The 23815-nt window shown below is 47.2% G+C and carries 22 protein-coding genes, 1 tRNA gene and 1 pseudogene; 11 read left to right on the top strand and 13 right to left on the bottom strand.

Translation table 11 applies throughout. The features are described 5' to 3' along the window. Positions 1-106: 106 nt before the first annotated feature. Positions 107-343, top strand: coding sequence for a hypothetical protein (locus D0A34_06890; GenBank protein ID UNU18636.1), 237 nt, complete (start codon positions 107-109; stop codon positions 341-343). Positions 344-390: 47 nt separating this feature from the next. Here D0A34_06890 and glgA read toward each other — a convergent pair. Next, positions 391-1867: pseudogene (gene glgA, locus D0A34_06885) on the bottom strand (glycogen synthase GlgA). Positions 1868-2408: 541 nt separating this feature from the next. Here glgA and D0A34_06880 point away from each other — a divergent pair. Genes D0A34_06880 through D0A34_06870 form a run of 3 tightly spaced genes read left to right on the top strand, consistent with a single transcriptional unit; the run spans position 2409 to position 6581 of the window. Then, entirely contained in the window at positions 2409-3089 is a 681-nt protein-coding gene (locus D0A34_06880) for a sigma-70 family RNA polymerase sigma factor (protein ID UNU18635.1), read from the top strand. 51 nt (positions 3090-3140) lie between these two features. Next, positions 3141-4133, top strand: a complete 993-nt coding sequence (locus tag D0A34_06875; protein ID UNU18634.1) for a DUF1822 family protein — start codon at positions 3141-3143, stop codon at positions 4131-4133. A 57-nt stretch (positions 4134-4190) separates the two neighbouring features. Continuing rightward, positions 4191-6581 carry a CHASE2 domain-containing protein gene (locus D0A34_06870; GenBank protein ID UNU18633.1) on the top strand — a complete coding sequence of 797 codons (2391 nt, stop codon included), beginning with the start codon at positions 4191-4193 and terminating at the stop codon, positions 6579-6581. Between the two features lie 144 nt (positions 6582-6725). On the opposite strand, the gene D0A34_06865 is transcribed toward D0A34_06870, so the two are convergent. The 5 genes from D0A34_06865 to D0A34_06845 form a co-directional block, all read right to left on the bottom strand. Continuing rightward, complete coding sequence (locus tag D0A34_06865; protein ID UNU18632.1) at positions 6726-7457, bottom strand: DNA-binding response regulator; 732 nt, start codon at positions 7455-7457, stop codon at positions 6726-6728. Between the two features lie 235 nt (positions 7458-7692). Next, positions 7693-8421 (bottom strand): DNA-binding response regulator, encoded by a 729-nt coding sequence (locus D0A34_06860; protein UNU18631.1) that lies wholly within the window; start codon positions 8419-8421, stop codon positions 7693-7695. A 412-nt stretch (positions 8422-8833) separates the two neighbouring features. Continuing rightward, the gene (locus tag D0A34_06855; GenBank protein ID UNU18630.1) at positions 8834-12016 is read right to left on the bottom strand and encodes a CHAT domain-containing protein; all 3183 of its coding nucleotides are present in this window, start codon (positions 12014-12016) and stop codon (positions 8834-8836) included. Positions 12017-12127: 111 nt separating this feature from the next. Then, the gene (locus D0A34_06850; protein UNU18629.1) at positions 12128-12934 is read right to left on the bottom strand and encodes a DUF928 domain-containing protein; all 807 of its coding nucleotides are present in this window, start codon (positions 12932-12934) and stop codon (positions 12128-12130) included. 177 nt (positions 12935-13111) lie between these two features. Beyond that, positions 13112-13840, bottom strand: coding sequence for a hypothetical protein (locus D0A34_06845; GenBank protein ID UNU18628.1), 729 nt, complete (start codon positions 13838-13840; stop codon positions 13112-13114). A 180-nt stretch (positions 13841-14020) separates the two neighbouring features. Between D0A34_06845 and D0A34_06840 the strand changes: the two genes are divergently transcribed. Beyond that, positions 14021-15517: a glycosyl hydrolase family 57 gene (locus tag D0A34_06840; GenBank protein UNU18627.1), complete on the top strand. Its 1497-nt coding sequence runs from the start codon at positions 14021-14023 to the stop codon at positions 15515-15517. 143 nt (positions 15518-15660) lie between these two features. Here D0A34_06840 and D0A34_06835 read toward each other — a convergent pair whose 3' ends face one another. The 5 genes from D0A34_06835 to D0A34_06815 all read right to left on the bottom strand — a co-directional run bounded on the left by D0A34_06835 (position 15661) and on the right by D0A34_06815 (position 17603). Beyond that, positions 15661-15960: a hypothetical protein gene (locus D0A34_06835; GenBank protein ID UNU18626.1), complete on the bottom strand. Its 300-nt coding sequence runs from the start codon at positions 15958-15960 to the stop codon at positions 15661-15663. 49 nt (positions 15961-16009) lie between these two features. Next, complete coding sequence (locus D0A34_06830) at positions 16010-16621, bottom strand: DNA-3-methyladenine glycosylase (GenBank protein ID UNU18625.1); 612 nt, start codon at positions 16619-16621, stop codon at positions 16010-16012. Between the two features lie 233 nt (positions 16622-16854). Then, complete coding sequence (locus D0A34_06825) at positions 16855-17034, bottom strand: hypothetical protein (GenBank protein UNU18624.1); 180 nt, start codon at positions 17032-17034, stop codon at positions 16855-16857. A gap of 51 nt (positions 17035-17085) precedes the next feature. Beyond that, positions 17086-17373, bottom strand: a complete 288-nt coding sequence (locus D0A34_06820) for a hypothetical protein (protein UNU18623.1) — start codon at positions 17371-17373, stop codon at positions 17086-17088. A gap of 47 nt (positions 17374-17420) precedes the next feature. Beyond that, a complete protein-coding gene (locus D0A34_06815; protein ID UNU18622.1) occupies positions 17421-17603 on the bottom strand; it encodes a hypothetical protein in 183 nt (60 codons plus the stop codon). A 282-nt stretch (positions 17604-17885) separates the two neighbouring features. Between D0A34_06815 and D0A34_06810 the strand changes: the two genes are divergently transcribed. Both D0A34_06810 and D0A34_06805 read left to right on the top strand, forming a co-directional pair. Continuing rightward, complete coding sequence (locus D0A34_06810; GenBank protein ID UNU18621.1) at positions 17886-18389, top strand: hypothetical protein; 504 nt, start codon at positions 17886-17888, stop codon at positions 18387-18389. A 108-nt stretch (positions 18390-18497) separates the two neighbouring features. Beyond that, positions 18498-18938: a translation initiation factor gene (locus D0A34_06805; GenBank protein ID UNU18620.1), complete on the top strand. Its 441-nt coding sequence runs from the start codon at positions 18498-18500 to the stop codon at positions 18936-18938. A gap of 88 nt (positions 18939-19026) precedes the next feature. Here D0A34_06805 and D0A34_06800 read toward each other — a convergent pair. After that, a tRNA-Ser gene (locus tag D0A34_06800) sits at positions 19027-19111 on the bottom strand. Positions 19112-19145: 34 nt separating this feature from the next. Beyond that, a complete protein-coding gene (locus D0A34_06795) occupies positions 19146-20063 on the bottom strand; it encodes a TIGR04168 family protein (GenBank protein ID UNU18619.1) in 918 nt (305 codons plus the stop codon). A gap of 211 nt (positions 20064-20274) precedes the next feature. Between D0A34_06795 and nadA the strand changes: the two genes are divergently transcribed. The 4 genes from nadA to D0A34_06775 all read left to right on the top strand — a co-directional run bounded on the left by nadA (position 20275) and on the right by D0A34_06775 (position 23802). Further along, positions 20275-21243: a quinolinate synthase NadA gene (gene nadA / locus D0A34_06790; protein ID UNU18618.1), complete on the top strand. Its 969-nt coding sequence runs from the start codon at positions 20275-20277 to the stop codon at positions 21241-21243. A gap of 180 nt (positions 21244-21423) precedes the next feature. Next, the gene (locus D0A34_06785; protein ID UNU18617.1) at positions 21424-22053 is read left to right on the top strand and encodes a glycosyltransferase; all 630 of its coding nucleotides are present in this window, start codon (positions 21424-21426) and stop codon (positions 22051-22053) included. Positions 22054-22461: 408 nt separating this feature from the next. Next, positions 22462-23178: a glycosyltransferase gene (locus D0A34_06780; GenBank protein ID UNU18616.1), complete on the top strand. Its 717-nt coding sequence runs from the start codon at positions 22462-22464 to the stop codon at positions 23176-23178. Between the two features lie 114 nt (positions 23179-23292). Beyond that, on the top strand, positions 23293-23802 hold the full coding sequence (locus tag D0A34_06775; GenBank protein ID UNU18615.1) for a photosystem I reaction center protein subunit XI: 510 nt from the start codon (positions 23293-23295) through the stop codon (positions 23800-23802). The last annotated feature ends 13 nt before the right edge of the window (positions 23803-23815 follow it).

The raw sequence follows: 23815 nt of genomic DNA, 5'->3' as shown, positions 1-23815 counted from the left end.
TGGATGCGTCCTGGACTGTATTTATGACAAAGATTTTTGGTGAATAGGTATCACAACCTTTGTTGGCAATAGACATCTCCAAAAACTCCCAAGCCCTATCCCCCATATGTTTCTGACTGTCTGCCATCAAAGGGCAGACAGTGCTTTTACTAATTGCGAGCGACCACAACTTCCAGAGGTTTTATTAGATTTGGCCCACAGGGTAAATTTAAAAAGATTCCTTAAACAACCTCGCGCTCCCAAAAACAAAGCAAGAGCCATCTCCCAAGCGATTCGCGTCACCGCCATGTATCAACTGTCAGACTTCGCGACCAGGCTCAACAGCCACCAAGAAGCGGGCTAGCAGTGCGAACCCTAGAGTTAATAAGGTGCACACTGGCATCCTACGGATTATTTGTGTCGAATTAGGTCGTAAATTTCCACATAGTCTTTAGCTGGATATTTCCACGAATTGTCACAATTCATGCCTTGAATCATGAGTTTTTCAAATTCATCATGATAGTCATACCACAATCCGATCGCCCGATCGAGCGCCGACTCTAAAGCCGAGTAGTCTGTTTGGTAAAACACGTAACCGTTGCGTTCTTCCGGGAGGTGGCGGGTGTCGTAATCTCGATCGAACACAGTATTCACCAAACCGCCCACTCCCCGCACCACAGGAACAGTACCGTACCTCAACCCGATCATCTGAGTCAGCCCGCAGGGTTCGTAATTACTGGGAACCACAATCATATCCCCACCGGCGTAAATTAAGTGCGACAGTTCCTCATTAAAACCTAGCTCTAAATGGCAGTCTGGATTATCATTTAAAAACTGTCTTTCATGCTGGAAATGCGCGTTAATTCCCGCTTCCGTCGCGGAACCCAAAAGCACGAATTGTGCTCCCTTACTCAGAGAGTAATAAATTGCATGGTGGACGAGATGAACGCCTTTTTGGTCGTCCAAACGACCGATAAAGGTAATAATAGGCTTGTCAGTATCGCGCAGTAACAGCCGATCGCGCAAAGCTTTTTTAGTTTTGGCTTTTCCTGCCAAATCCTCCTTAGTGTAGTGCTGTGGAATGTAGCGATCGCTCTCGGGGTTCCACACATCATAATCAATGCCGTTGAGCACGCCGCGAAACTTCTCTTGATATAAATGCAAAGTGTGGCCCAAACCGTAGCCGAACTCGCCCATATGAGCTTCCCAGGCGTGGTGTGGCGAAACCGTGGTGACAAAGTTCGAGTAAACAATGCCGCCTTTCATAAAGTTGATAGCAAAAGGGTTAAAGTTATCTCGGAGGCGATCGTACTCAAAATAATAATCATCTCGATTCAAACCCGTGGCTTGCAAAATATCGCCACCTCCCATGCCTTGATGTTTGAAATTGTGAATGGTATAGCAGACTCGCTGATTTTCCATCCAATTGTATTTGTAAATTTCAAACAGCATGACTGGAACCAAACCAGTTTGCCAATCATGACAGTGAATCACATCGGGGACGCTTGTTGCTTCTGAGCAAAAATTCCAAAGCGGCTTTGCTGAAAAATGCAAACCGCATATTGTCGTCATTGCACCCGTAATAACAGCCCCGATTAAAAAAGTTATCTTGAGAGCGAGGTTCGATGAAAAAACACAACTGCCCGTGCACCCAGCCGCACAAGACATCACAGAGGATTTCGCCGCCGTACCAGGGCACAGCCAAATCCCGGTAGGCCTCGTGAAGTCCCCAAATGTGGTCGTACCTCATGCAGTCGTACTTGGGTAGAATAACCTCGACGCAGTGGCCGGAATTCTCTAACTCCCGACTCAAGCCGTAAACTACGTCGCCCAAACCTCCTGCTTTGATGACGGGGGCGCACTCCGAGGCAATTTGTACTATGTACATTTTTTTTTCTCGCTCCTGGATGAATCAAAAAAATATTTTCTTAACTTGACAAAGTATATGAGTTCTCGGCAAATAAGCAAGTAGGCCATTGGGAATACAGGAAAATACGCACAGCGAGCGGATGTTGGGGGAGATTCGGGCGATTGGTGATATCGTTTCCGCTCAGATCTGAATTATTTAAACCGCAGAGGAGGCAGAAAACGCATCCATGGCTTCAATCTAAAATCGATTTAATACCCCATTTGCTGCCATTTGTCAACTAAATATTTTTAAAATTTTTGCCTAATTTGCGCGAAATTTTCTCGCACGATGCTGATAACTAATTGGCACAGAGCACCTGTTCGGTTGCCAAACATCAACAGGACTTACGCATTCAAGGGCGGTGTTACAAGGGTTTGAGATTCTTCGTTTCACTTGCCAAGGAGACAATTACCTTGAAATGCGTCTAGGACTAATCAAATTAGGGATTCTATCTTGGAATTTAAACCAGCAAATGCCGTGTCCAGCATTCATCCAGAGACTCTTAAGGAGGCCCTCGCCGATGCCCGACACCAACGATAAGGAAAACAATTTAAACCAACAACTGCAACATCTAGTTGCTGAAGCCTGTTCGCATCCGCCCAAAAGCTTGATGCGGCGAGAAAAACTCAGCGAGATAGTGAGGCTGATTGTAAAATCCGGCAAACTTTGGCAAGAAGACACGCCTCATTACAACGATGCTTTACAGCAAACTTGGGTGTATTTTTGTCGCAATGTTTGCGAAGCGAACACCGCAAACAAACCTTACGATCGCAATCTGGGCAGCGTCATTACTTGGTTGGACAAATATCTCAAGATGCGACTGAAAGACTTTACTCTCGAACGAACGCAGGAAAAAGTTAGACGTGATTTACCGTTGATTTCAGAAGACTCAGCAGAAATTAACCTGATCAATAATATCGAAAACCCGCCGACTTATTCTGACAGTCCGCTAGCCATCCTAGAAGAGACAAAAAAATGGGTGCGGGCAGATCCGGAGGGGGAATTGAGAAGCGTTCACATCAAAGAACGCCCCGATGTCACTTGCCAAACCTTAATTCTGAGGCGTCTTCCCCCGGAGACTCCCTGGAAAAACATTGCTCTTGAATTTAACTTGCCGCCGTCAACCGCCCCCAATTTTTATAAAAGAGAATGTCTGCCCCGCTTGCGAAATTTTGCCAAAAATCAAGGATATCTGGAATAAAGGCAGGACAACTCCTGTCCTCAAAAACATCTGTCAAAAAGGAAAACCGTGATGAATAACAGCATCGAAAATATCAGAGAAAAATCTATTCCCCTACCCATTACAGCAGCAGCGATGCGGCTGGCACAGAAGTTTTCAAATCTTGACGGAGTGACATCCCCGGAAAAAAAAGAGCAAGTTTATTTCAACACTTTAGCTGTATGTGCAGTGAAAGATTACATGGAAATGATGGACATTCCCACAGACTTGAATGCCAGCGACAGTTGGAACGCGGCCATGCGCCTGTACACCGATGCAGCAGACTTGAAATTAACTCAACTAGGCCATTTGGAATGCCGACCTCTGAAGTCTGGCAAGTTTTGTTACATTCCGTTGGAAATACCGGACGATCGCATTGGTTTAGTAGCAGTTGAGATCGATATAAAGCGACAAGAAGCTACTTTGCTGGGATTTATGAAAACTGCAAGCGCTGGCGATTTAGCTATTGATAAATTGCAAAGTTTTGACAAACTTCTCCAACATTTAGATTGTCTGGAGCACCGCCAAAAAACTGTAAAACTGCGCCAGTGGTTGCACAATATTTTTGAGGCTGGCTGGCAGTCTGTAGAAGATATTTTAGTGCCACAAGAACCTCATTTAGCTTTTCGTTACAGCAGCGCAGTCGTGCGGGGCAAGATAATCAATCTGACAGCAGATATCGCGGAAAAAGCATCCGCAACCATCGATGGTTTTCAAGAAAAACCTAATTTATGGAGGGGTGTAAGAGAACCAGCCCGATCGGTAGCTTTGCTAGTGGCGATCGAACCAAAAACCGATACTGAAACTAATATTAAAGTACAGGTGCATCCCGCCGGCGGGGCAGACAGCTTGCCGCTCAATCTGACTCTGAAAGTCATCGACGGCGAGGGAAAAACTGTCATGGAAGCTTGCGCCGGCAGCGGTAACGGCTACATGACTCTAGAATTTGCCGCCGATCGCGGAGAATGTTTCAGCGTTGTGGTAAAACTGAAAGAACTCTGTATTGCAGAGAATTTTGCCGCCTAAAGCGGCTCGCTTGCCATAAGTTGTTCAGCATGGAAATTGAACTTTCGGGCGGGCAGGATGCCCAGCCCACAAGAATTTCATCGCGCCGTGACTGTAAAATTTAGATGCGCCTCGGCTTATCAGTTGTTAGCCATGCCGAAATTAGTTGTTTTGAAGCTAGATGATAACTTGATAAAAGGGGTGCGAGTTTCTCTGGAAATCGGCGCGGAAGGAGAGTGGCCCGCAGTGGAAATCCAAGCCTTCCTGCCTCCGAAACCCGAAATAGCGGAACACTACGATCGCTGGCAGTCAACCTACCGCAGTTTGGGAGATTTCCGCATTAAGCCGATCGAAATTAGCATTAAGGACTCTCGTGCGGAACAGTTGTCCAAATGCCGCTTGTTGCGGGAACAGTTAAGCCAGCAAATCAATAGCTGGCTCAACTCCGAACCGTTTCGCAAACTCAAAGAAACATTGCTCGAACAATTAATGCCGTCGGACACCATTCGATTTTTAATCAAAACTGACGACATCGATTTGCGGCGGCTGCCTTGGTACTGTTGGGATATTTTTGAGCGCTACCCGAAAGCCGAAATTGCTTTGAGCCCCGCAACTTATAAAAAACCGGCTATCGCCAACAGAAATCCCGCTAAAGGCTGCGTAAAAATTTTAGCAATTTTGGGAAACAGTCAAAAAATTGATATTGAGCAAGATCGAATTATACTTGCAGGATTGCCCTCAGCAGAAGTTACTTTTTTAGTAGAACCAAGCCGCTGCCAAATCGGCGATCAGCTTTGGGAAAAAAGCTGGGATATCTTATTTTTTGCCGGACACAGTTCCACCCGCAGCGACGGCCGCTCGGGTAAATTTTATATCAATCAAACCGAGAGTTTAACAGTAGAAGAACTGAAACACGGTTTCAAGCTAGCGGTTAGCAGCGGCTTGCAGTTGGCCATTTTGAATTCCTGCGATGGATTGGGAATAGGACGACAGCTTGAAGATTTGGGCCTCCCGCAAACTATCGTAATGCGGGAACCCGTGTCCGATCGAGCTGCCCAAGATTTTTTAAAATATTTTCTCCAAGCTTTTTGCAGCGGGGAACCTTTGTATGTGGCAGTGCGCCTCGCGAGGCAAAGATTGGCAGAATTAGGGTCAGAAATTCCCGGTGCGGATTGGCTGCCGATTATTTGTCAAAATCCGGCATCCAAGCCGCCAACTTGGCAAGAGTTGCTGCACAAAGCCGAGCCGGAAACTGTCAGCAATCCGCCATCTTTATCTCGGCTGCGCCGCTTTCAGGTCGGGCTGTTGGCGATCGCAACTGCTGCTGTTTCTGTCATGGGAGCGAGATCGCTGGGCTTGCTCCAGATATGGGAATTGCAAGCTTTTGACCAACTGATGCGGCTGCGTCCTGCTGAAAGCTCAGACTCGCGTTTGCTGGTGGTGGAGGCGACGGAAAGGGATATCAACAAATACGGCTTTCCGCTGCCGGATGCGACGATCGCAAAAGCAGTGGGAAAATTGGCACAGTATGGGGCGCAAACGATCGCCCTGGATATCTTCCGCGATCGCCCTTTACAACCCGGTTATGCAGCATTAGCCGCTCGCTTTCAGGGCGATCGAAATTTAATTGGTTTGTGCAGCGTCAAAGAAACCGGCAAACCCAACAAATGCGGCATCAAACCGCCGCCCGCACTGCCAAAAGAGCGCCTCGGGTTCAGCGATGTGGTGGCAGATCCCGACGGCATTCTCCGCCGCCACTTGCTGTTTATGCAGCCGCACAGCAGCGATCCTTGTACTACAGAGCACTCTTTGAGCGCGAGGGCTGCCCTCCATTACCTAGCAGCAAAAGGCATCAAAGCGGAATCTCTTCCCAGAGATAAGATAAGGCTGGGCAATGCAGTTTTTGCACCGATTCACGGCAGTACAGGCGCTTATCACAACTTGGACGAGCGCGGTTTTCAAATGATGCTCAATTACCGACAACCCAAAAATTTTGTTCGCCGAGTCATGCTGGCGGAACTGTTAGAAGAAAAAGTCAATCCCAATTTGATAAAAGACCGAATTATATTTATTGGCGTGACGGCGCCGATTTCCAATCCAGATTATTTTTTGACGCCCTACAGTGCGGGAGAATCACCTTCCCAGAAAATGCCGGGGGTGTTAATTCAAGCGCAAATGTCGAGTCAAATTATCAGCGCTGTTTTGGATCGGCGCCCGCTGCTGCAAATTGCTCCTGAATGGGCCCAAATGCTGTGGATTGTGGGTTGGGCAGCAGTTGGTAGCGCGATCGCGATTGTCAGCCGACGCAGGCTGCACGTGGTGTCGGGGGCGATCGGATCTGCGGGGATTTTGTGCGGGGTTTGCTGGTTTTTGCTAATCGGGGGCTGGTGGGTGCCTTTGGTACCCTCAGCTTTGGCAATGGTAGCAGCGGGTGTAATTGCGATCGTTTTTACTTTTCGGCCGAAATGACAATATCAATTGGCAATCGTTAGATGACATCGCCAAGCAATAATCTCAAGCCATTCGAGAGATGTAGAGGTGGAGCATTTGGGCGACAATTCATGTTTCCCACCTTTGATTTTATGCCCAAATGCTTCACCCTCCCCAGGCTATTCAATTAGAAACTACCTTGTTATTGCGATCGATCGGAGCGAAAGTGTAACCGTATCCGTGAGTAGTTTGAATAAAATTCGGAACAGCCGAATCGACTTTAGCCAGTTTCCTGCGAATCAGACGGATATACACGTCCACCACTTGCTCGTCTCGTGCGTCATTGCATTTCCATCCCCAAACTTTTTCGATTAGCTGTTGGCGGCTCCAGGCTTTACCTGGATAAGTTGCCAAAAAATACAAGAGTTGAAATTCTAAGGCCGTCAGAGCTAAAGTTGTCTCTTTCAATCTCACCTCCCTACTCATTAAATCGATCCCTAGTTCACCGAAGACAAGATTGCGCGGAGTGACGGTTTTCATCTCCCTCAACAAGATTTCTATTCTAACTGCCAAGTCCTCAAAACTGAACGGTTTGCCGATAAAATCATCAACACCTGCTTTGATGATTTTAATTCGAGCTTCTTCGCCTGTAACGCTGCTGAAAATCACGAGTAAAAAAACATTCTTCCGTTTCTGCATTTCTTCGCAAAGTTTAACGCCGATCTTATCGGGCAAATTGCCATCCAAGATTACGAGGACTGGGTTAAATTCCTCAAAGATTTCTAAAGCTGTTTTTCCGTCTGCAGCAGATTGTACTTGATATGTCTGATTCAGATAGCCGTCGATGAAATTACGGACGGGGGCGTCATTCTCTACAACCAGAATTTTGGAATTTTGCTCGGTAGATATCGTCATAATTTTTGACTCTCTTGTTAATGGTTCAAACTTTAGAAAATCGAGTAGGTATGCTGTCTTTTGATTAGCCCCTCGATCTCCTATAGGGCGTGTTTTATTTCCCCGTAGATGCCCCCTTAGCTTGCCCCCTACTCAACCCCTACTCCCTTTAAAAAGAGGAGTAGGGCGTGGGACAATAGCGAATTAACTGGTCCGCGCGCTCTATCTAGGAACCAGTCGTAATTATGATGATTGTTCAATTACCAACTACCCTGTCCCTGCGAGCGATCGGAGCGAAAGTGTAACCGTATCCCCGAACAGTTTGAATAAAATTCGGAACAGCGGCATCAACTTTAGCCATTTTCCTGCGAATTTGGCCGATATGCACGTCCACCACTCGCTCTTCTGCTCCATAATTGGATTTCCACCCCCAAACTTTTTCGATTAGCTGTTGGCGGCTGCAAGCTTTACCCGAATGAGTTGCCAAAAAACACAATATTTCAAATTCTAAGGCTGTCAGCGTTAGAATTTGCTCCTTCAATCTCACCTCCCTACTCAGTAAATCGATCGCTAATTGACCGAATACAAGGTTGGGCGGAGTGACGGATCTCGCCCGCCTCAACAAGACTTCTACTCTAACTGCCAATTCTTCAAGACAGAAGGGTTTGCACATAAAATCATCGGCACCTGCTTTCATGATTTTAATTCGATCTTCTTGGGCGGTGCGGCTGCTGAGAATCGCGACTAAAACATTAGTGCGCTTCTGCATTTCTTGGCAAAGTTTATAGCCAGTAGTATCGGGCAAATTCCAATCCAAAATGACAAGGACTGGGTTAAAATCTTCAAAAATTTCGAGAGCAGTTTGGCCGTCTGCGGCAAATTGTACTTGATATGTTTGATTTAGAAAGCGGTAGATGAGAGTGCGGATAGAGTCGTCGTCATCTACAACCAGAATTTTGGCTTTTCGATCGGCAGATATTGTCATAATTTTTGACTTTATTGTTATATCAATTCCGGTTGCACCGGAATGATTGTTGACTGTTGACTGTTGACTGTTGACGGGCGGGTCGAAAAACTGAATGGTTGACTGTTAACTTTTGACTCGATTTTATTATTCCAATGCAACCGGAAACGATATTAAGGGTGCAAAGTTAGGAAAGCGAGAAAGTGTATGAAAACAGTCTTTATTGTTTAGTCCGCTAGGAGTGGACTAAAGTTTGTGCAGTAGGGGCAATCCCCCCGTGGTTGCCCGGATTTCAATCGCAAGCGTGACTTTTTTGAAGAAATTAAATCGACACATGACTTATCGCTCCTGGCACGATCGAGTTTCTGTGGAGCTTTCAGCTAAAAGACTAATTTTTTCGCAGTTTTGGCAATTGTTTACAAAATTTAACCAATCATGTTTCGCCGATGAGCGTGAAAGCCGCCCAATCTCTGGGATTTGGATGCTGCTGCATTGTCTCCAGCATGGCGTTTCGCAGGGCTTGAGCTTTGTTGCCCGTTCGATCGAGATTTTGATAAAATTTCACCATCAAATCGGCTGTAGGAGCATCCGGCACCGCCCACAAAGACACAATGACACTGGGCGTACCAGCCGAAATTAAAGCGCGGGACAAACCGATAACGCCGTCGCCGGTAATCCGCCCCATGCCGGTATTGCACGCGCTCAAAACTACCAAATCCGCGTTGAGGTGCAGGTTCAAAATTTCCTCCGCAGTCAGCAAACCGCTATCGGTGCGATCGGGTGCAAAGGCGATCGCGCTGCCTAGCCCGCGAATGTTATCGAGCAATCCGTGGGTGGCAAAATGGACGATGCGGGCGTTTGGCAACCGCTGAAGTACAGCAGCTTTGGTAGCGGATTTGCCAGTCAGGGCTTGAGTTTGGAATAATTGGGCGATCGCGTTAGCTTCGGTTTCTGAATGCGGCAAAGCAGATAACTGCTGCGGGGGTTTTCCCGGTACTAGAGCAACTTCGGGCATAGTCGGATTTCCTACTACTAGAATGTCCCCAGCCCCATCAGAAATCTCTTGTCGTTTTTGGCTGGTTAATTCCAGAATTTGAATCGAAGGAGCAGTCAGAATAGTATGTTTTTCAATTAAGAATTTACCCGCAGCATCTTGCAGGGCAGGAAAGGGAACGAAAAATAGTTCGCCTTGAGGAATAAAGATAATCCTGGCTTGTGGATCTGTCGGCAACAAATCAGCAATCGGTTCGATTAACAGTTGATGGAGTTTTTGCAAGCGCGGGTGATTGGTGCGACTCGATTGCACTTTTGCTGTTACATCAATTGCAGGTCGGGGAATAGTCAATCCTTCGGGAAAAGAAGATTGCCAGAGCGAGAGAATTCTGTGAGTTTCATCAACAGATATGACTTGCCAAGGTTCCCAATTAGGGGCATCGTCGTGGAGTTTAACTAAATCGCCTGGGTCAATTTTTAGGGTTGGATTGAAGTCGCGATTCCTGATGCCGATCGCCTCGCGAGAGTCGGAAACCAAGTCTTTGAGCGGAGTATGTTGATAGTTGAGGTCAACTTGGCGAAATGCAATTTCGCCCGTCGGCTTAATTACCCAAATAAAAAGTTCTTCTAAAAAAGAAATCGAATATTCGACAAAAGTTGCCTTTTGTGCTTTAGCAATTTGTTTAATTTGTTCAATGTTAGGCGGCTTAATATCGGGTATCGCATCTGAATTAGCAGATAACCGAGCAGTCAGTAACTCCACAAAAGCCCGCGCCCGCCCCCGCTCGGAAATTTCCAGCGCCTGTTCTGTTTTTGACTGGGCGAGCAGGGCTTTTTCCAGGTGGCGGTAAGTTGCTGCTTGGGTTTCAAAAATAGATACTTTAAAGTTATCGTTTTTGCCCAATCTTCCTCGAAGCGATTCCCAAATTTGAATCGCATTGCGGAGGACTGTTTCAGCTTCTGTAAACTTGCCAAAGTCAAAGAAAGCCAGTCCTAAATTGTTGAGAGTTGCCCCTTCAGACGCCATTTCGCCGATCGATCGCGCGATCGTTAAACTCTGCTGGGTGTATTCGATTGCCCGCTGGCATTGCCCCAAACAGCGGTAAGCATTGCCCAGATTTCGCCAGGAAGTAACTTGCCCAGAGCGATCGCCGATTTCCTGCTGAATATCTAAGGACTGTTTGTAGAATTCGATCGCCCGCAAGTAATTCCCCAAATTACTGTAAGCATTGCCCAGAGTCACCAAGGAATTCGCTTCCCCATAACGGTTGTTGACTTTCTGTGCAAGAGTCAGGGACTCTTGAGAGTATTCGATCGCCCGTTGATATTGCCCCAGGGAAACGTATGTATTGCCCAAAACGTTCAACGAGTTCGCTTCTCTATTCCAAGAATTGAGTTTTCGCGCCATATCTAGGGACTGCTGCTGGCAATCGCTCGCCTGCTGGTATTCCCCGATGGCATGATATGCACTCCCCAAATTGTGCCAGGAAGTAGCTTCTCCGTGAGGGTTGCCGGTTTCCCGCTGAATATTTAGGCATTGCTGGTGGCACTCAATTGCTTGCAAGTATTCCCCCAGGGCATCGTAAATATTGCCCAAAGCGTTTAGGGAAACAGCTTCCGCGCTGCGGTTGCCAGTGTCTCGCTGCATATTTAGCGATTGCTGGTGATAGTCAATTGCTTGCGAGTAGTCCCCCCGCAACGTGTAAAAATTGCCTAGATAGTTCAGAGATTTCGCTTCTCCGTAGCAGTTGCCGGTGTCTCTATGAATATTTAGCGACTGCTTATAGTATTCGATCGCCTGCGAGTATCTTTCCAGGGAACTATATAGCACTGCCCGGAAGGAATCTTTCTCGCGGGGCCGTCTTGCTGGTATTTTCCTCATTTTATCTGGAACAACAATTTTATTACTAACAGGAGACTGAATCGCTCGGTAAATCAACAGCACATCTGCTGCCGACAGCGCCTGTTTGTAGAGCCGAATATCCCCAATATTGCCCAGAAAAATGCCCCCCAAATCGTCCGAGCGTCTGCCAATAGTCAGGGGAACACTATTGCTGAGAGACGCCTGTGTGTGTGTTGGGTTGAACCGCAAACCTACTTCCTTGCCATCGACATACCAGCGCCCTCCATCCACTCGATCGCGATCGACAGCAACCGCAACGTGATGCCATTGATTGTCGCTGACAACTGGGAAAGGAAGAATTTTTTCTATATGGTTTAAACCACAGTTTAGCCAACCTTTTTCATCCGCTATTTGCAGGTTAATTTTGCTTTGATAAATAAAGAAAGACCAGCCCAGCATAGGGCCAGAATTTTCAATTCGCTTATCGATAATCTTGACAATTCCGTAATCTTCCGTGCGAATCCACGCACAAATAGAAAAGTCTTCTTTGCCTATATCCAGTAAAGGACTAACTGGGAAAGTAACGCAACCTCCAGTCAGCAAGAGGCTTTGCTGCGGCCCGTTTTGGAGTGGCTCAACAGCACAGGAAACACTGTCAATTAGGCGTGCCGGAGGGAGATCCGGGCGATCGCTCGTCAAGTTGCCTGCTTCATCAAATGACCAATGGGCGATCGGCGCTGTATTGAAAGTGGTATAGACGCTTAATATCGAGTGTTTCATGGCTTAGTTGACTTCATTTTTGTGGAACAGGCATCTTGCCTGTTCCTGATGGGCGGGCTAAGAAAAGGGCCACAAAAAAACTTACTCTTTGTGGAACAGGCATCTTGCGTGTTACGGTGGTGAAACTATCCCGTGCAAGCGCACAAACGGATGCTCCCATAAAGCCTCCCAGTCAGCATCCAAAGTCGCCAGAGAAGATATTTTCTCAAATCCAGATAGCTCTGCTAGCGCTTCATACCGCAAATCATTTTCAGCATAAATTAGCAGCCTCTCCTCTAAAGTAGCTGCGTGTAATTGGCTCAACAGTTTGCCGCGCAGTGCAACTAATTCTGTGAGAGTTTCGTACCACAAACCGTGTTTAGCAAACAGCAAAACGCGCTGCCTCAGCGCTGCTGTTTCTAGCTGAACCAAAATTTCTGGTTTCATTGCCACCCGCTCAACCCACCCCTGGCGGGAGATATTCCCGCAGAAAAAGCACCACTGATACTTCTTGCCAATTTCCAGAGGAGGTGAATTGGGCGGCAAGGAAAAACTCGCAATTCCCGCTGCTTTTTCTAGCTCAAAAACTGTTCGGAAAACTACTTCTTGCTGTTCGTCGCGCAGCACAAACTCAAAGGGAATGTTATCGGGCAATGAAGCCGGCAAGTATAGCCAAAAAGTCGGATGTGCGATCGCTGTCAACCCTATATTTGTAGCGGGAATCAAAGCTAAAAAGTTGTGAGGATCGCGGCTGCCTGCGTCTTTGCGATCGCCCGGAGCTCCGCGCGCGGGCGGCTCGTATGCGAGTACCTGTGGCAGCAAATTCGGTTCCCCCGATGATGAATCAGCGAGCATCGCTGCCAATCCAGGTTGAACCATTGTTAAAGCAACAAGCACATTAAGCGCCGCCTGCTGTAGGAGCAGTTTTGTTACATTCATAAAATATCCGCCAAGTAGAGGTGTAAAATCTCAGTTCGCTCCAACTGCACCCTGAAAATAATGTTGCCAGATTTTTTATGCTAGCGTCTATAGTTTCGCGTAATTTTTTTAGTATATTTGCCCAATAAAATTCCGCGATCCCTGCTCCAGCAACCTCTACTTTAAAAATGAAACAACTCAACCCAAACCCATAGCATCATTTTCACATACTAATAATTTACCTTTCCCCTGATAATACCAAACATAACCCTCTCCACCCCCTTTGCCAAAATGACCTAATTTTCGATAATCTTCTTCAATCCCCTTGGTAAATCCTTTAACCAAATCACAATCAGCTATCAAAGTTTCACCTTGTCTGAGTTCGACAACCTTAGCCGGTGAATTTGTAGCTGCTACAACAGTAGCTTTTTGATCGCGCAAAGCTGTAACAGCAATTCTCCACCTACCGTCATTAGAAGCAGCCACTTGTCGGAATTTCAGTTTTTTAGCACCGATAACTACATTGTCCGAACAAAACTGAAAGATACCGTCATCAAACTCCCACTGCTCCGCATCCGAAAGCTGGATCGGCGTATAATGCAGGAAATGGCCTTTTTGTCTCGGTTCCAGTTTCACCGTACCAGTCCCTTGATATACGGGAGCGTTGTAGTCCATTTCCGTTGTCAAAGATACCCACATATCTTTCAAACGGTTATCCGTTTTATAAACACCGGAAGTCAATTTTCCCATACACCAATGCAGCGCACCTTTTTGAATGATCACTCCCGAATTGTTCAAGTTAATTTCCGCTTGCTGAACCAACGGAATATTTTTAGTGGGATGGTAAAATTTATTGGTTTCAGGATTGATGTTATTTTGGATGTACCACAAATCCGTTGGCTCCAAAACCTTGATTTCGTATTTCATAATATACCTCGCCTATTTACTTGAAATGTGTTAAACATTTGACCCGTGATTTGGGGCTTCCACGCTCCCGGACTTATCTTGTGAAATTTATCTTTTGCAGACTTCCTCTGCTACTGTTAAAGTATCTAGCTATCTTAGCAATAGCAGACAACGCCCCTCCACAATTGTTGAGAAAAATTTATGCCTGCGATCGCACAATCTCCCAATTTACCGATTTTACAAGAAATCAACTCAGGATTGCCCAATATTTGCGGCTCGGAAGCAGAAATCAGTGCCGCAGCCAATAGCAACGAGCCTGTCTTTCTACCTACCACAAATCTGCGCCTGGAAAACATTCAAGCCGGATTCGCCTGCGCCCTCCATATGCACCAACCGACAATTCCTGCAGGTGCAAACGGCGAACTGATCAGCAATCTCCAGAATATGTTTGAACATCCCAACCAAGGAGATAACCACAATGCCGGAGTGTTTGCTTGGTGCTATTCTCGCATGGGGGAATTCATCCCACAACTGATTGCCGAAGGCTGCAACCCGCGAATTATGCTCGACTATTCGGGCAATTTATTGTGGGGATTGCGCCAAATGGGACGCGACGATATCTTTGATAATCTCAAGCGGATTACCTGCGATCCTCAATATCAACCCCACGTAGAATGGCTGGGGACAATGTGGAGTCACGCCGTCATTCCCTCAACTCCCATTCCCGACATTAAACTCCAAATTCAAGCATGGCAACATCATTTTGCGGCAATTTTTGGCATTGATGCCCTGAAGCGCGTTAAAGGTTTTTCGCCCCCGGAAATGCACTTTCCAAATCACCCAGATACACTTTACGAATACATCAAAGCTTTGAAAGAATGCGGCTATCGCTGGCTGATGGTGCAGGAACATTCAGTAGAAAATCCCGACGGTTCGGGATTGTCGCAAGACCAAAAATATATTCCCAACCGTTTAGTCGCCCGCAACTCTCACGGCGAAACAATCAGCATCACGGCTTTGATTAAAACCCAAGGTTCGGATACGAAATTGGTCGGTCAAATGCAGCCTTATTACGAAGCGAAAGGACGCAATAAACAGCAAATTGGCAATATTACAATTCCTTCTTTAGTCACTCAGATTGCCGACGGCGAAAATGGCGGCGTGATGATGAATGAATTTCCCAGCGCCTTTGTCAAAGCTTGGCACGAAAACCGCGAACAAGGCGGGGGAAAATCCGGCGTTGTTGGTTTAAACGGCACTGAATATTTGGAGATAATTGAAGCGGCGGGCGTTAATCCTGAAGATTATCCGATTTGTCAGGGGATTAACCAGCACAAAATGTGGCACCTAGTCGATCCTGATAGTGCGACACCGGAAAAAGTGGAAAGTGCGATCGCCCAACTCAAGCAAACCGACCATAATTTTCACATGGATGGTGCTTCTTGGACTAACGATTTGAGTTGGGTAAAAGGCTACGAAAACGTGTTAGAACCGATGAATCTACTCAGCGCTGCATTTCACAGAAAATACGACCCCCTGGTGCAGCAAGATGCTTCAGTTACCAAGCAGTTGGAATACCAGCAAGCTTTGCTTTACAACTTGCTGCTACAAACAAGCTGTTTCCGCTATTGGGGACAGGGAACTTGGACTGATTATGCGCGGGAACTTTACAACCGCGGCGCTGCTTTAATGAAGTAGCAGAATTTATTGTAGGGCGCCTCGGAAACAAACTGTTTGAGCCTCCTCAAATATCAGCGCTGAGGCACCCTACATCTAGAAAACTTTATTGATAAAGAGAGGACTAAAGTCCTCACTACAAACACAGACTTACCAATTACTGCCTACATTTCTTGCATCAACCGCAAATAATTCTGCCGCATCTGCGTCATATTTTCCATCATTCTATTAGCCATATCTTTCTCAACATCGCTCATTTGTTGCCAAAATAAAGCCGATCGCCTCGCCATAATTGCCTCTTCCCACAGCATCTCCAAAAGTTGCGCCGCCATTGGATTCTCAGCATCGATAATCCCACACAATTGCTCGAAAGCCCGGTTGGCTTCGGTGTGAGTGCTAACATCCTGAACCAGGCTTAGGCATTTTTTGAGTTGTACGATCGGATTTTCAGAAGAGTAAGCCATAATTTCACTAAGATAAGCGACAAAATTTACACTGACACCTTTGACATTACTAGAGTTGTGACACAGCAGTAGAGTTCCCTACATACCACCGCCAAGGCAAATCAATTCCTTGAGAAATCCCGATCCGCGTAGTTTGGACAAAATTTATTGTACCCTCCTCCACAGCTTGCTGAAAGTTCTCGCTCCGGTGTTCCAACCGCAGCGGTTGGCCTGCACCCAAGGGAAAACCGCTTAAAGTTCGATCGATATCCAGCACCTTACACAGTTTCCCAGGCCCGGCGGCGAGGCGCGATCGCTTCTTCTCGGGAATTCCAGCGAATTGTTGGGGAACTGCATCTACCTGCAAAGCTCGAACCAGCACAGCACTAGCAACTCCCTCTGCATCCGTCACCACGTTAAAACAGTGATACATCCCGTAGATTAAGTAAACGTAGCTCATACCCGCAGGCCCGAACATCACCTCATTGCGAGGAGTTCGCTGTCGGTAAGCATGACAAGCGGGGTCTCCTGGGCCGTAAGCTTCGGTTTCGACAATAATTCCCCGAATCGTCTCGCCGTCCGGAAACTGCCGCACCAGAGTACAGCCCAGCAAATCTGGCGCTACGCTGGTAGATGGCCGCGCCAGCCAAAAAGATTCTACAATCTGAGTATTTGCACTCACTCAACAACAGCAGGTAAATTATGGACGTTAAGTTAGTTTTAGCAGTCTTGACAGCAGTTTTCACAGTTTGCTGTCTGTTCTTCGGTACAAAAAACGGATTCTACGATACTGACAAGTATCACGGCAACGGTTCTGCTCACTAATTTTAGGCGGGCAGTTCATTTCTTAAAAAACCGCTGGCTGTTTGTCAGGCGGCGGTTTTCTTTTGATTTAAACAGTATTCGCTGGCCTTACTAAGGATGAATTTTGCCATCAGGCATTTTAGCTTCTTGCAAGCTAGCATTCAAGAAGTCAGCGCATCCCATGAGGTTAAAACCCATTGTCCCTCCTCGATCCGTTGCTTTCATATTGAAACCAACTACTGCATTTTCTGGGTCATTCTGCTGTGGAACAGCGGTGACATTAAAATCCATATTTGCTTCTTTTTCATTAGCCTCAAGGTTGAAGGTGATGCCGACACAGCCCTAATCAGCTCCCGTCAGGGTGGCTCTATTTAAGTTGGCATTTTTGAGGTTGGCATTGGTCAATTTTGCTCCTGATAAGTTAGCACCTTCTAGGTTGGCTCCCTGCAAGTTGACTCCTTGCAAGTCTAATCCTGTTAGGTGGACCTTGCTGAAATTGCACTCGGGACACTGTTTGGTTTGCAGCAATTCCTTGACTTGGTTTGGTTGATTTGAAAAAGTTAGATATTTAGCCGCAGTAAATACAACTGCGATGGACAATCTAGCAGTAAATAAATTCTTTAATTTCATAAATATCTGAAAAGCTTCGGCAGCTTTCTCTCGCGGGTAATAGATTTCTACAATACTGCGATCGACCTCTCCAGAATTTCCACAACAAAATTGTCGGCATCTCCCACAAGCAGTCTGGCGCAATTAAACACCGCCGGACTTATAAATCCCGCCTTTTTTCCCTCGCCAGTGCTGCTTTGAGTTTCGGACTCGTCCCGTCCGTCTGCTTCACTTTGCTGTGAGCAGTCCACAAACGGAATTTATTCTTACCCGAAGGCGCGCATTTGCATATACCTCCAGACTGAAATAAAAGAAACTTTATTTATATCCCTGGAATGAGCCAATTTTCGAGAGACTTGAGGATGATTAAATACAAAGGCAATACCGTACCTGCGCTGTTAAGTTCTCAGCAACTACTTTTGTCAAAATTGCTTTGAGAAATTAATTTACTCTAAAAACTGTTGGCAGCAGCTCAGGTTCCTCAACCTCGCCAGAACACACCCTACCTGTAATCCCGACAATTCGGAGCGGCAATGAACACAATCAAACCCGAACCCAAAAGATCGCGCTTCATGGCTCTGCTGCTGACAACGCTGCTGACCTTTCCATTTGTGAGTGCTTGCGGTTCTAGCGAGCCAAATTCCGCTAGCCCGCCTCCTGTTGACAACACTCGCGCTGGAGGAGTGCAAACTAATCGCCGCCCTACTCCTTCCCCACAAGCGAAAAAAGGACTGAACAATGCTCAAAAAGTAGGGATTACTTTAGCAGGAGCAGCCGCCCTTTACTACATCTACAATCAGCACAAAAATAAACAAGAAAAGGGGCCGCAGGGAAAACATTACCTTTCCAAAAACGGTCGCGTTTACTACCGCGATGCCCAGAATCGCGCGGTCTGGGTAACGCCCCCGTCTGAAGGAATTAAAGTTCCGGAGTCCGAGGCAGCGCGTTACCGCGAATTCCAGGGGTACAACAACCAAAATACCGGTCGAGACCTTACTACCTTGCCGGAAGCTACAAGTCCTGTTCCCGCACAGTAGTCTAAGCATTTGAGATTTTAGATTGCAGGTTCCGTGACTTTCAATTAAATCTGGGATTCTCAATCTAAAACACTCGTTTTTCCACACATAAAAAAGAGGAACTTTATCATGGTAGACGGATTTTTGCGGAAGTTAAAAGATGCGATCGTCGGACCAGACGGCGAGCAAGTCGATCCTGACGGCTATTACGAAGATGCCTCAAATCCCGGACAGTACGGCAACGTGACTCCAGCCAGCCAAGACCCCTACGGCGACCCGGCTGAGTACGGAGAGTACGGCAACGTGACTCCGGCAAGCGAAGACCCCTACGGCGACCCGGCTGAGTACGGAGAGTACGGCAACCTGACCCCGGCCAGCCAAGACCCCTACGGCGACCCCGCAGACGACGCCGGTACCGACTACGCACAGTTCGGCAACGTGACTCCCGCCAGCGAAGACCCCTACGGCGACCCGGCAGACTACGTAGCGGATGCTGGAATGTTCGGCAATGTGATCCCCGCGAGCGAAGACCCCTACGGCGACCCGGCGGATGAAGAAGGCTTTAGTTAACTCAGTTGGCTAGAAAAATTACCTGGTAAGCAACAGCACCCCTGCGGGGGTGTTTTTTTTGCCAGTTCTTTTTGCTAGTTCTCAAAAACGGAGAGGGTGGGATTTGAACCCACGGAACCTTGCGGTTCACCTGATTTCAAGTCAGGCGCATTCGACCACTCTGCCACCTCTCCGGGCGCATTCATTTTATCATACCAGCAATTGTCTCTAACTACAAATAGCCGCAGATTCAGCGCCCCGATAAAGAATTTGTTCTAAGGCCACCGCGAAATCTGCCCCCAGCCAAACCAGAGACACTTCCGACACTGCTCCATTTTCCAGCAGGACGATCGAGAAATTCCGCAGTTTCGAGCCGTCTTTCTCCACAATTCGCGGTACGCTGGCGGCATTCAAATAAACTGTACCCTCCGCACTCACCTCCACCGACTTCCGCAACTCGTGCTTCGTGTGCCGCAGTTTGTGGTGCATATGACCAAAAGTTACCAGCGGTATGTGCTTTCCTGTGGTACGAGTTCGATCGATCGCCTCGGCAAAATCTGGGTCGCCCCAATCCCCTCCCAGCGGCTTCCAATCTCGCCCGCAGGGGTCTTCAGGAGCCTCTCCCAACCCCGTCGGGCCCGTGTGACCCAAAAAAATCACATTTTCGCAGTCCGCCAGAGCCGCAGCCCCTGCTATGCGCCGCGCCGACTCCTCAAAACTTTCTACCCCAAACCACTCCGAGTAAAAATCCGCGTACTTCCACTCCGATCCCCCCCAAGTAAACGGGCGGCTTCCCACGACTGTTACGCCCAATTCTGGAAAATCACGCTTCCGGTAACCGACGTGAGCTTCTCCCATTAAATCTAACTGCTGTTGTACCCAATTTTCTTGAGCGCGATCGTAAGGACACTGACTGCGGCCCCACTCTGTCGCGGTGTACCAAGCGTCGTGGTTCCCAAACACCGCTGCTTTCGGAATGTCCAATTGGGCGATCGCCCGCACCACCTCCACCGACTCATTGCCAAAATCCCCCACAAACAGCACCAAATCAACGCCCAGATGCTTCAGGGCCTCGCCGTCTTCAGGTTCCCAGCTATCGTGAACGTCCCCCACCACCGCAATTTTGATAGATTTAGCTTTATTCATTTCATTTGTTATGTGCGATCGATCCCTAGCCCCTTCTTACTCAGCATAAGAAACAGCGACCAATTTTTGCACTCTCCCGCAGCATATTTTGGATTTTAGATTTGAGATATTAGATGGGCTCCACTGAACAGCCAGCACTTTTTGGTGAATTCAACTATAATTCAAAATACACTTTAGCTGTCTTCGCCACCTTCCCCGGAATATTCTAACTGTGTTTACCACCGCACCTGCTCCGAACTTCACTCAAACCCGACTGCCCAACGACTTGTTTGCAGCCATTAACGCCCTCAAACAAGAGTTGAACGCCGTCATTCTCGCTCACTATTACCAAGACTCCGAGATTCAAGACATCGCAGACTTCATTGGCGACTCCCTAGAACTTGCCCGCAAAGCCGCCAACACCAGCGCCGATGTCATAGTTTTTGCCGGAGTTCATTTCATGGCGGAAACCGCAAAAATTCTCAATCCCGACAAATTAGTATTGTTGCCAGACTTAAATGCTGGGTGTTCCCTCGCCGACAGTTGCCCTCCCGAAGCCTTTGCAGCTTTCAAAGCCGATCGACCAGGACATTTAGTAATTTCCTACATTAATTGTACCGCCGCAATTAAGGCAATGAGCGATATAATTTGCACCAGTTCTAACGCTGTTAAAATTGTCAACCAAATTCCGAAAAATCAGCCGATAATTTTTGGGCCAGATCGCAATCTCGGCCGCTACGTCATGGAGCAAACCGGTAGAAACATGGAGATTTGGCAAGGAGCCTGCATCGTCCACGAAAACTTCTCAGAAAAAAAGATAGTTCAACTCAAAATCGAAAATCCCGAAGCCGAAATAATTGCCCACCCAGAATGCGAACCTCCTGTGCTGCGCCACGCTAATTACATCGGCTCCACCACCGCTTTGCTCAAATATTCTCAAGCCTCTTCCAGCCAAGCTTTTATTGTCGCGACTGAACCGGGAATCATTCACCAAATGCAAAAGCAAGCTCCGCACAAACGCTTCATCCCCGCTCCTTCAACCAATAATAACTGTGCTTGCAACGAATGCCCGCACATGAGATTAAATACCTTGGAAAAATTGTATCTCTCCCTAAAAAATCAAACCCCCGAAATTACCATGCCCCTAGATATTCAACTAGCAGCCTTGCAGCCGATCCAGCGAATGCTAGAAATGAGCTAACCGCTGGCTATTTTTAAGTAAATTTATTGTGTGGTGGGTTGGGCGCGGCGATTAAATTAAATCATTGCCTAACCCACCAACATCGATCGGCAATCTGTGAATCAGTTGTCCACTCCTTCTCTTCTCTTCCTATGCGTCTCTGGGGCTTGTGCCTTTAAAACTCATGAATAACTATAAATGATGTCCGAAAAACTGATTGTTTTCACCCGCTATCCCGAACCGGGAACAACCAAAACTCGACTTATTCCGGTGCTGGGGAAAACAGGCGCTGCCAACCTTCACCGCTTGATGGCCCAACGGACGATCGCCTGCGCTCTCTCTCTCGAAAAATCCCGCCGATTATCGGTAGAAATTCACCGAGCCGGCGGCAGCGAACAACTGATGCAAGACTGGTTGGGAACTGATATTATTTGTCAAAATCAAATAGACGGCGATTTGGGCGCAAGAATGACAGCAGCGTTTGAAAAATCTTTTAATTCAGGGGCGGAAAAAACTGCAATAATCGGTACAGATTGTCCTGATTTGAAGGCAGAAATCATGGCACAAGCTTTTGAGAAACTGAGCCAACATGATTTAGTTTTGGGCCCCGCCCAAGACGGAGGTTATTATCTGATAGGGTTGCGGCGATCGATACCGGAATTGTTCGCTGGCATTCACTGGGGAACCAGTGAAGTATTTGCTTGTACGCGGGCGATCGCGCAAAAGCTAGACCTCAATATTGCTTATCTTCCCACTCTTGCAGATATCGATCTACCAGAAGACCTCCTCGGTTTAGATATTAATATATTGAAAGAACTAAAGTCTATTTAAGGTTTCTCACTTATTAGGAATTGTCATATATAATTTGAGAAAAATACTTGATTATTAAACCAGAAGATCATAATATAGTAAGTGTATTTGTCTAACCAAATGCTGAATATCAGTAGTGGTTAGGCAGCGCTTGGGACAATAGTCCCAGGCGCGATAAAAAGCCAAAAATTAGCAAATAAATGAGCAACTAACAGCTCTGCTTTGTACGAAACCCGCCCTGGCAGAGGAAAGCCCAATGTAGGCGCGGGCCCGGCGTAAAAAATTAGCAACTAACAGCTCTGTTTTGTACAAAACTCGCCCTCCCATCTTAAGGCCCAATGTAGGGGCGAACCCGGCGTAAAAAATTGGCTAAATAACAGATAAGCTTTGTACAAAACCCGCCCTCTCTCACGGGCTGCTTAATTCTGTATGTCGCCAGAAAATCCCAATCTCACAATTTCCATTATCCTTCCAGTCTTAAACGAAGCACCTACAATTGCCCGAGTCATCTCCACCGCCCTTGAGGCCAAAAATGTCGAAATAATTGTCGCCGACGGCGGCAGCAGCGACGGTACAGCAGATATAGCAAAATCTTTGGGCGTGCGAGTTATCTCCACCGCCCCAGGCCGCGCCACCCAAATGAATGCAGGTGCTGCGGCAGCTACTGGAGATATACTGCTGTTTCTCCACGGAGACACTCTTTTGCCTCGCGGGTACGACGATAGCGCGCGTCAGGTACTAGCTAACCCGTCTGCTGTAGCAGGTGCCTTTGAACTCAAGATTGACGCCTGCAGGCTCAGCCTCCGGCTGGTAGAAACAGGGGTAAACTGGCGATCGAACTTTTTGGAAATGCCCTACGGCGACCAAGCTATTTTCCTCCACGCAGTTACCTTTGAGAAAATCGGCGGTTTTCCCGACTTGCCCCTCATGGAAGACTTTGAATTCGTGCGCCGATTGAAAAAACAAGGCCGCATTGAAATAGTACCCCAGCCAGTGCAGACCTCCGCCCGTCGCTGGCAGCAGCTTGGGGTCATCAAAACCACCGCCATTAATCAAATAGTAATCATCGCTTATTTCCTAGGAGTGTCGCCCGATCGACTCGCTTTCTGGTATAAGAGGCAAAAGAAAAATTCTTCCAAAAACTAAAGAATAGTGAACTTTTCTAAAGCTTGCTGCCAATTATGCAAATAGGAAACACCTCCCTGCGTAAAATATGACTTGAACGCCTCAACTTTATTAAACTGCGAGGACAAACAGAATATGCCCGATCCCAGAGATGCAGAGCTTATTAAACCCTTTAACGGCGACCCCTTCACGGGTCATCTAGCCACCCCCATCAGTGCTTCTGATTTCACAAAAGCATACCTTGGGAACTTGCCCATCTACCGCAAAGGACTCTCGCCCCTAGTTCGAGGTCTAGAAATCGGTTTGGCACACGGTTATTTCCTCATCGGCCCCCAAATCGTCTTCGGACCCCTGCGGGATTATGGAGAAGCAGCTAATCTCGGCGGATTATATACAGCCCTCGTCTTAGTTCTGCTTGGCACAATAGGTCTGTCTCTTTACGGTTTAGTCTCTTTCAAACAAGACAACACCAGCTACCCTAGCGCTAATCCCATGACCCCCGATGCCCTCAGAAATTCTGAAGGGTGGAGCCAGTATACCGCTGGTTTCTTCATTGGCGGGATGGGCGGCGTCTTTCTTGCCTACTTCTTACTCGAAAACTTTAATGGCCTCGATGCCATTTTCCGGGGTTTAGTCAATAATTAGACTCGACTCCCAA

Source organism: Microcoleus vaginatus PCC 9802 (assembly GCA_022701275.1).
Lineage (GTDB): Bacteria > Cyanobacteriota > Cyanobacteriia > Cyanobacteriales > Microcoleaceae > Microcoleus > Microcoleus vaginatus_A.
This window is presented reverse-complemented; position numbering and strand designations above follow the sequence as displayed.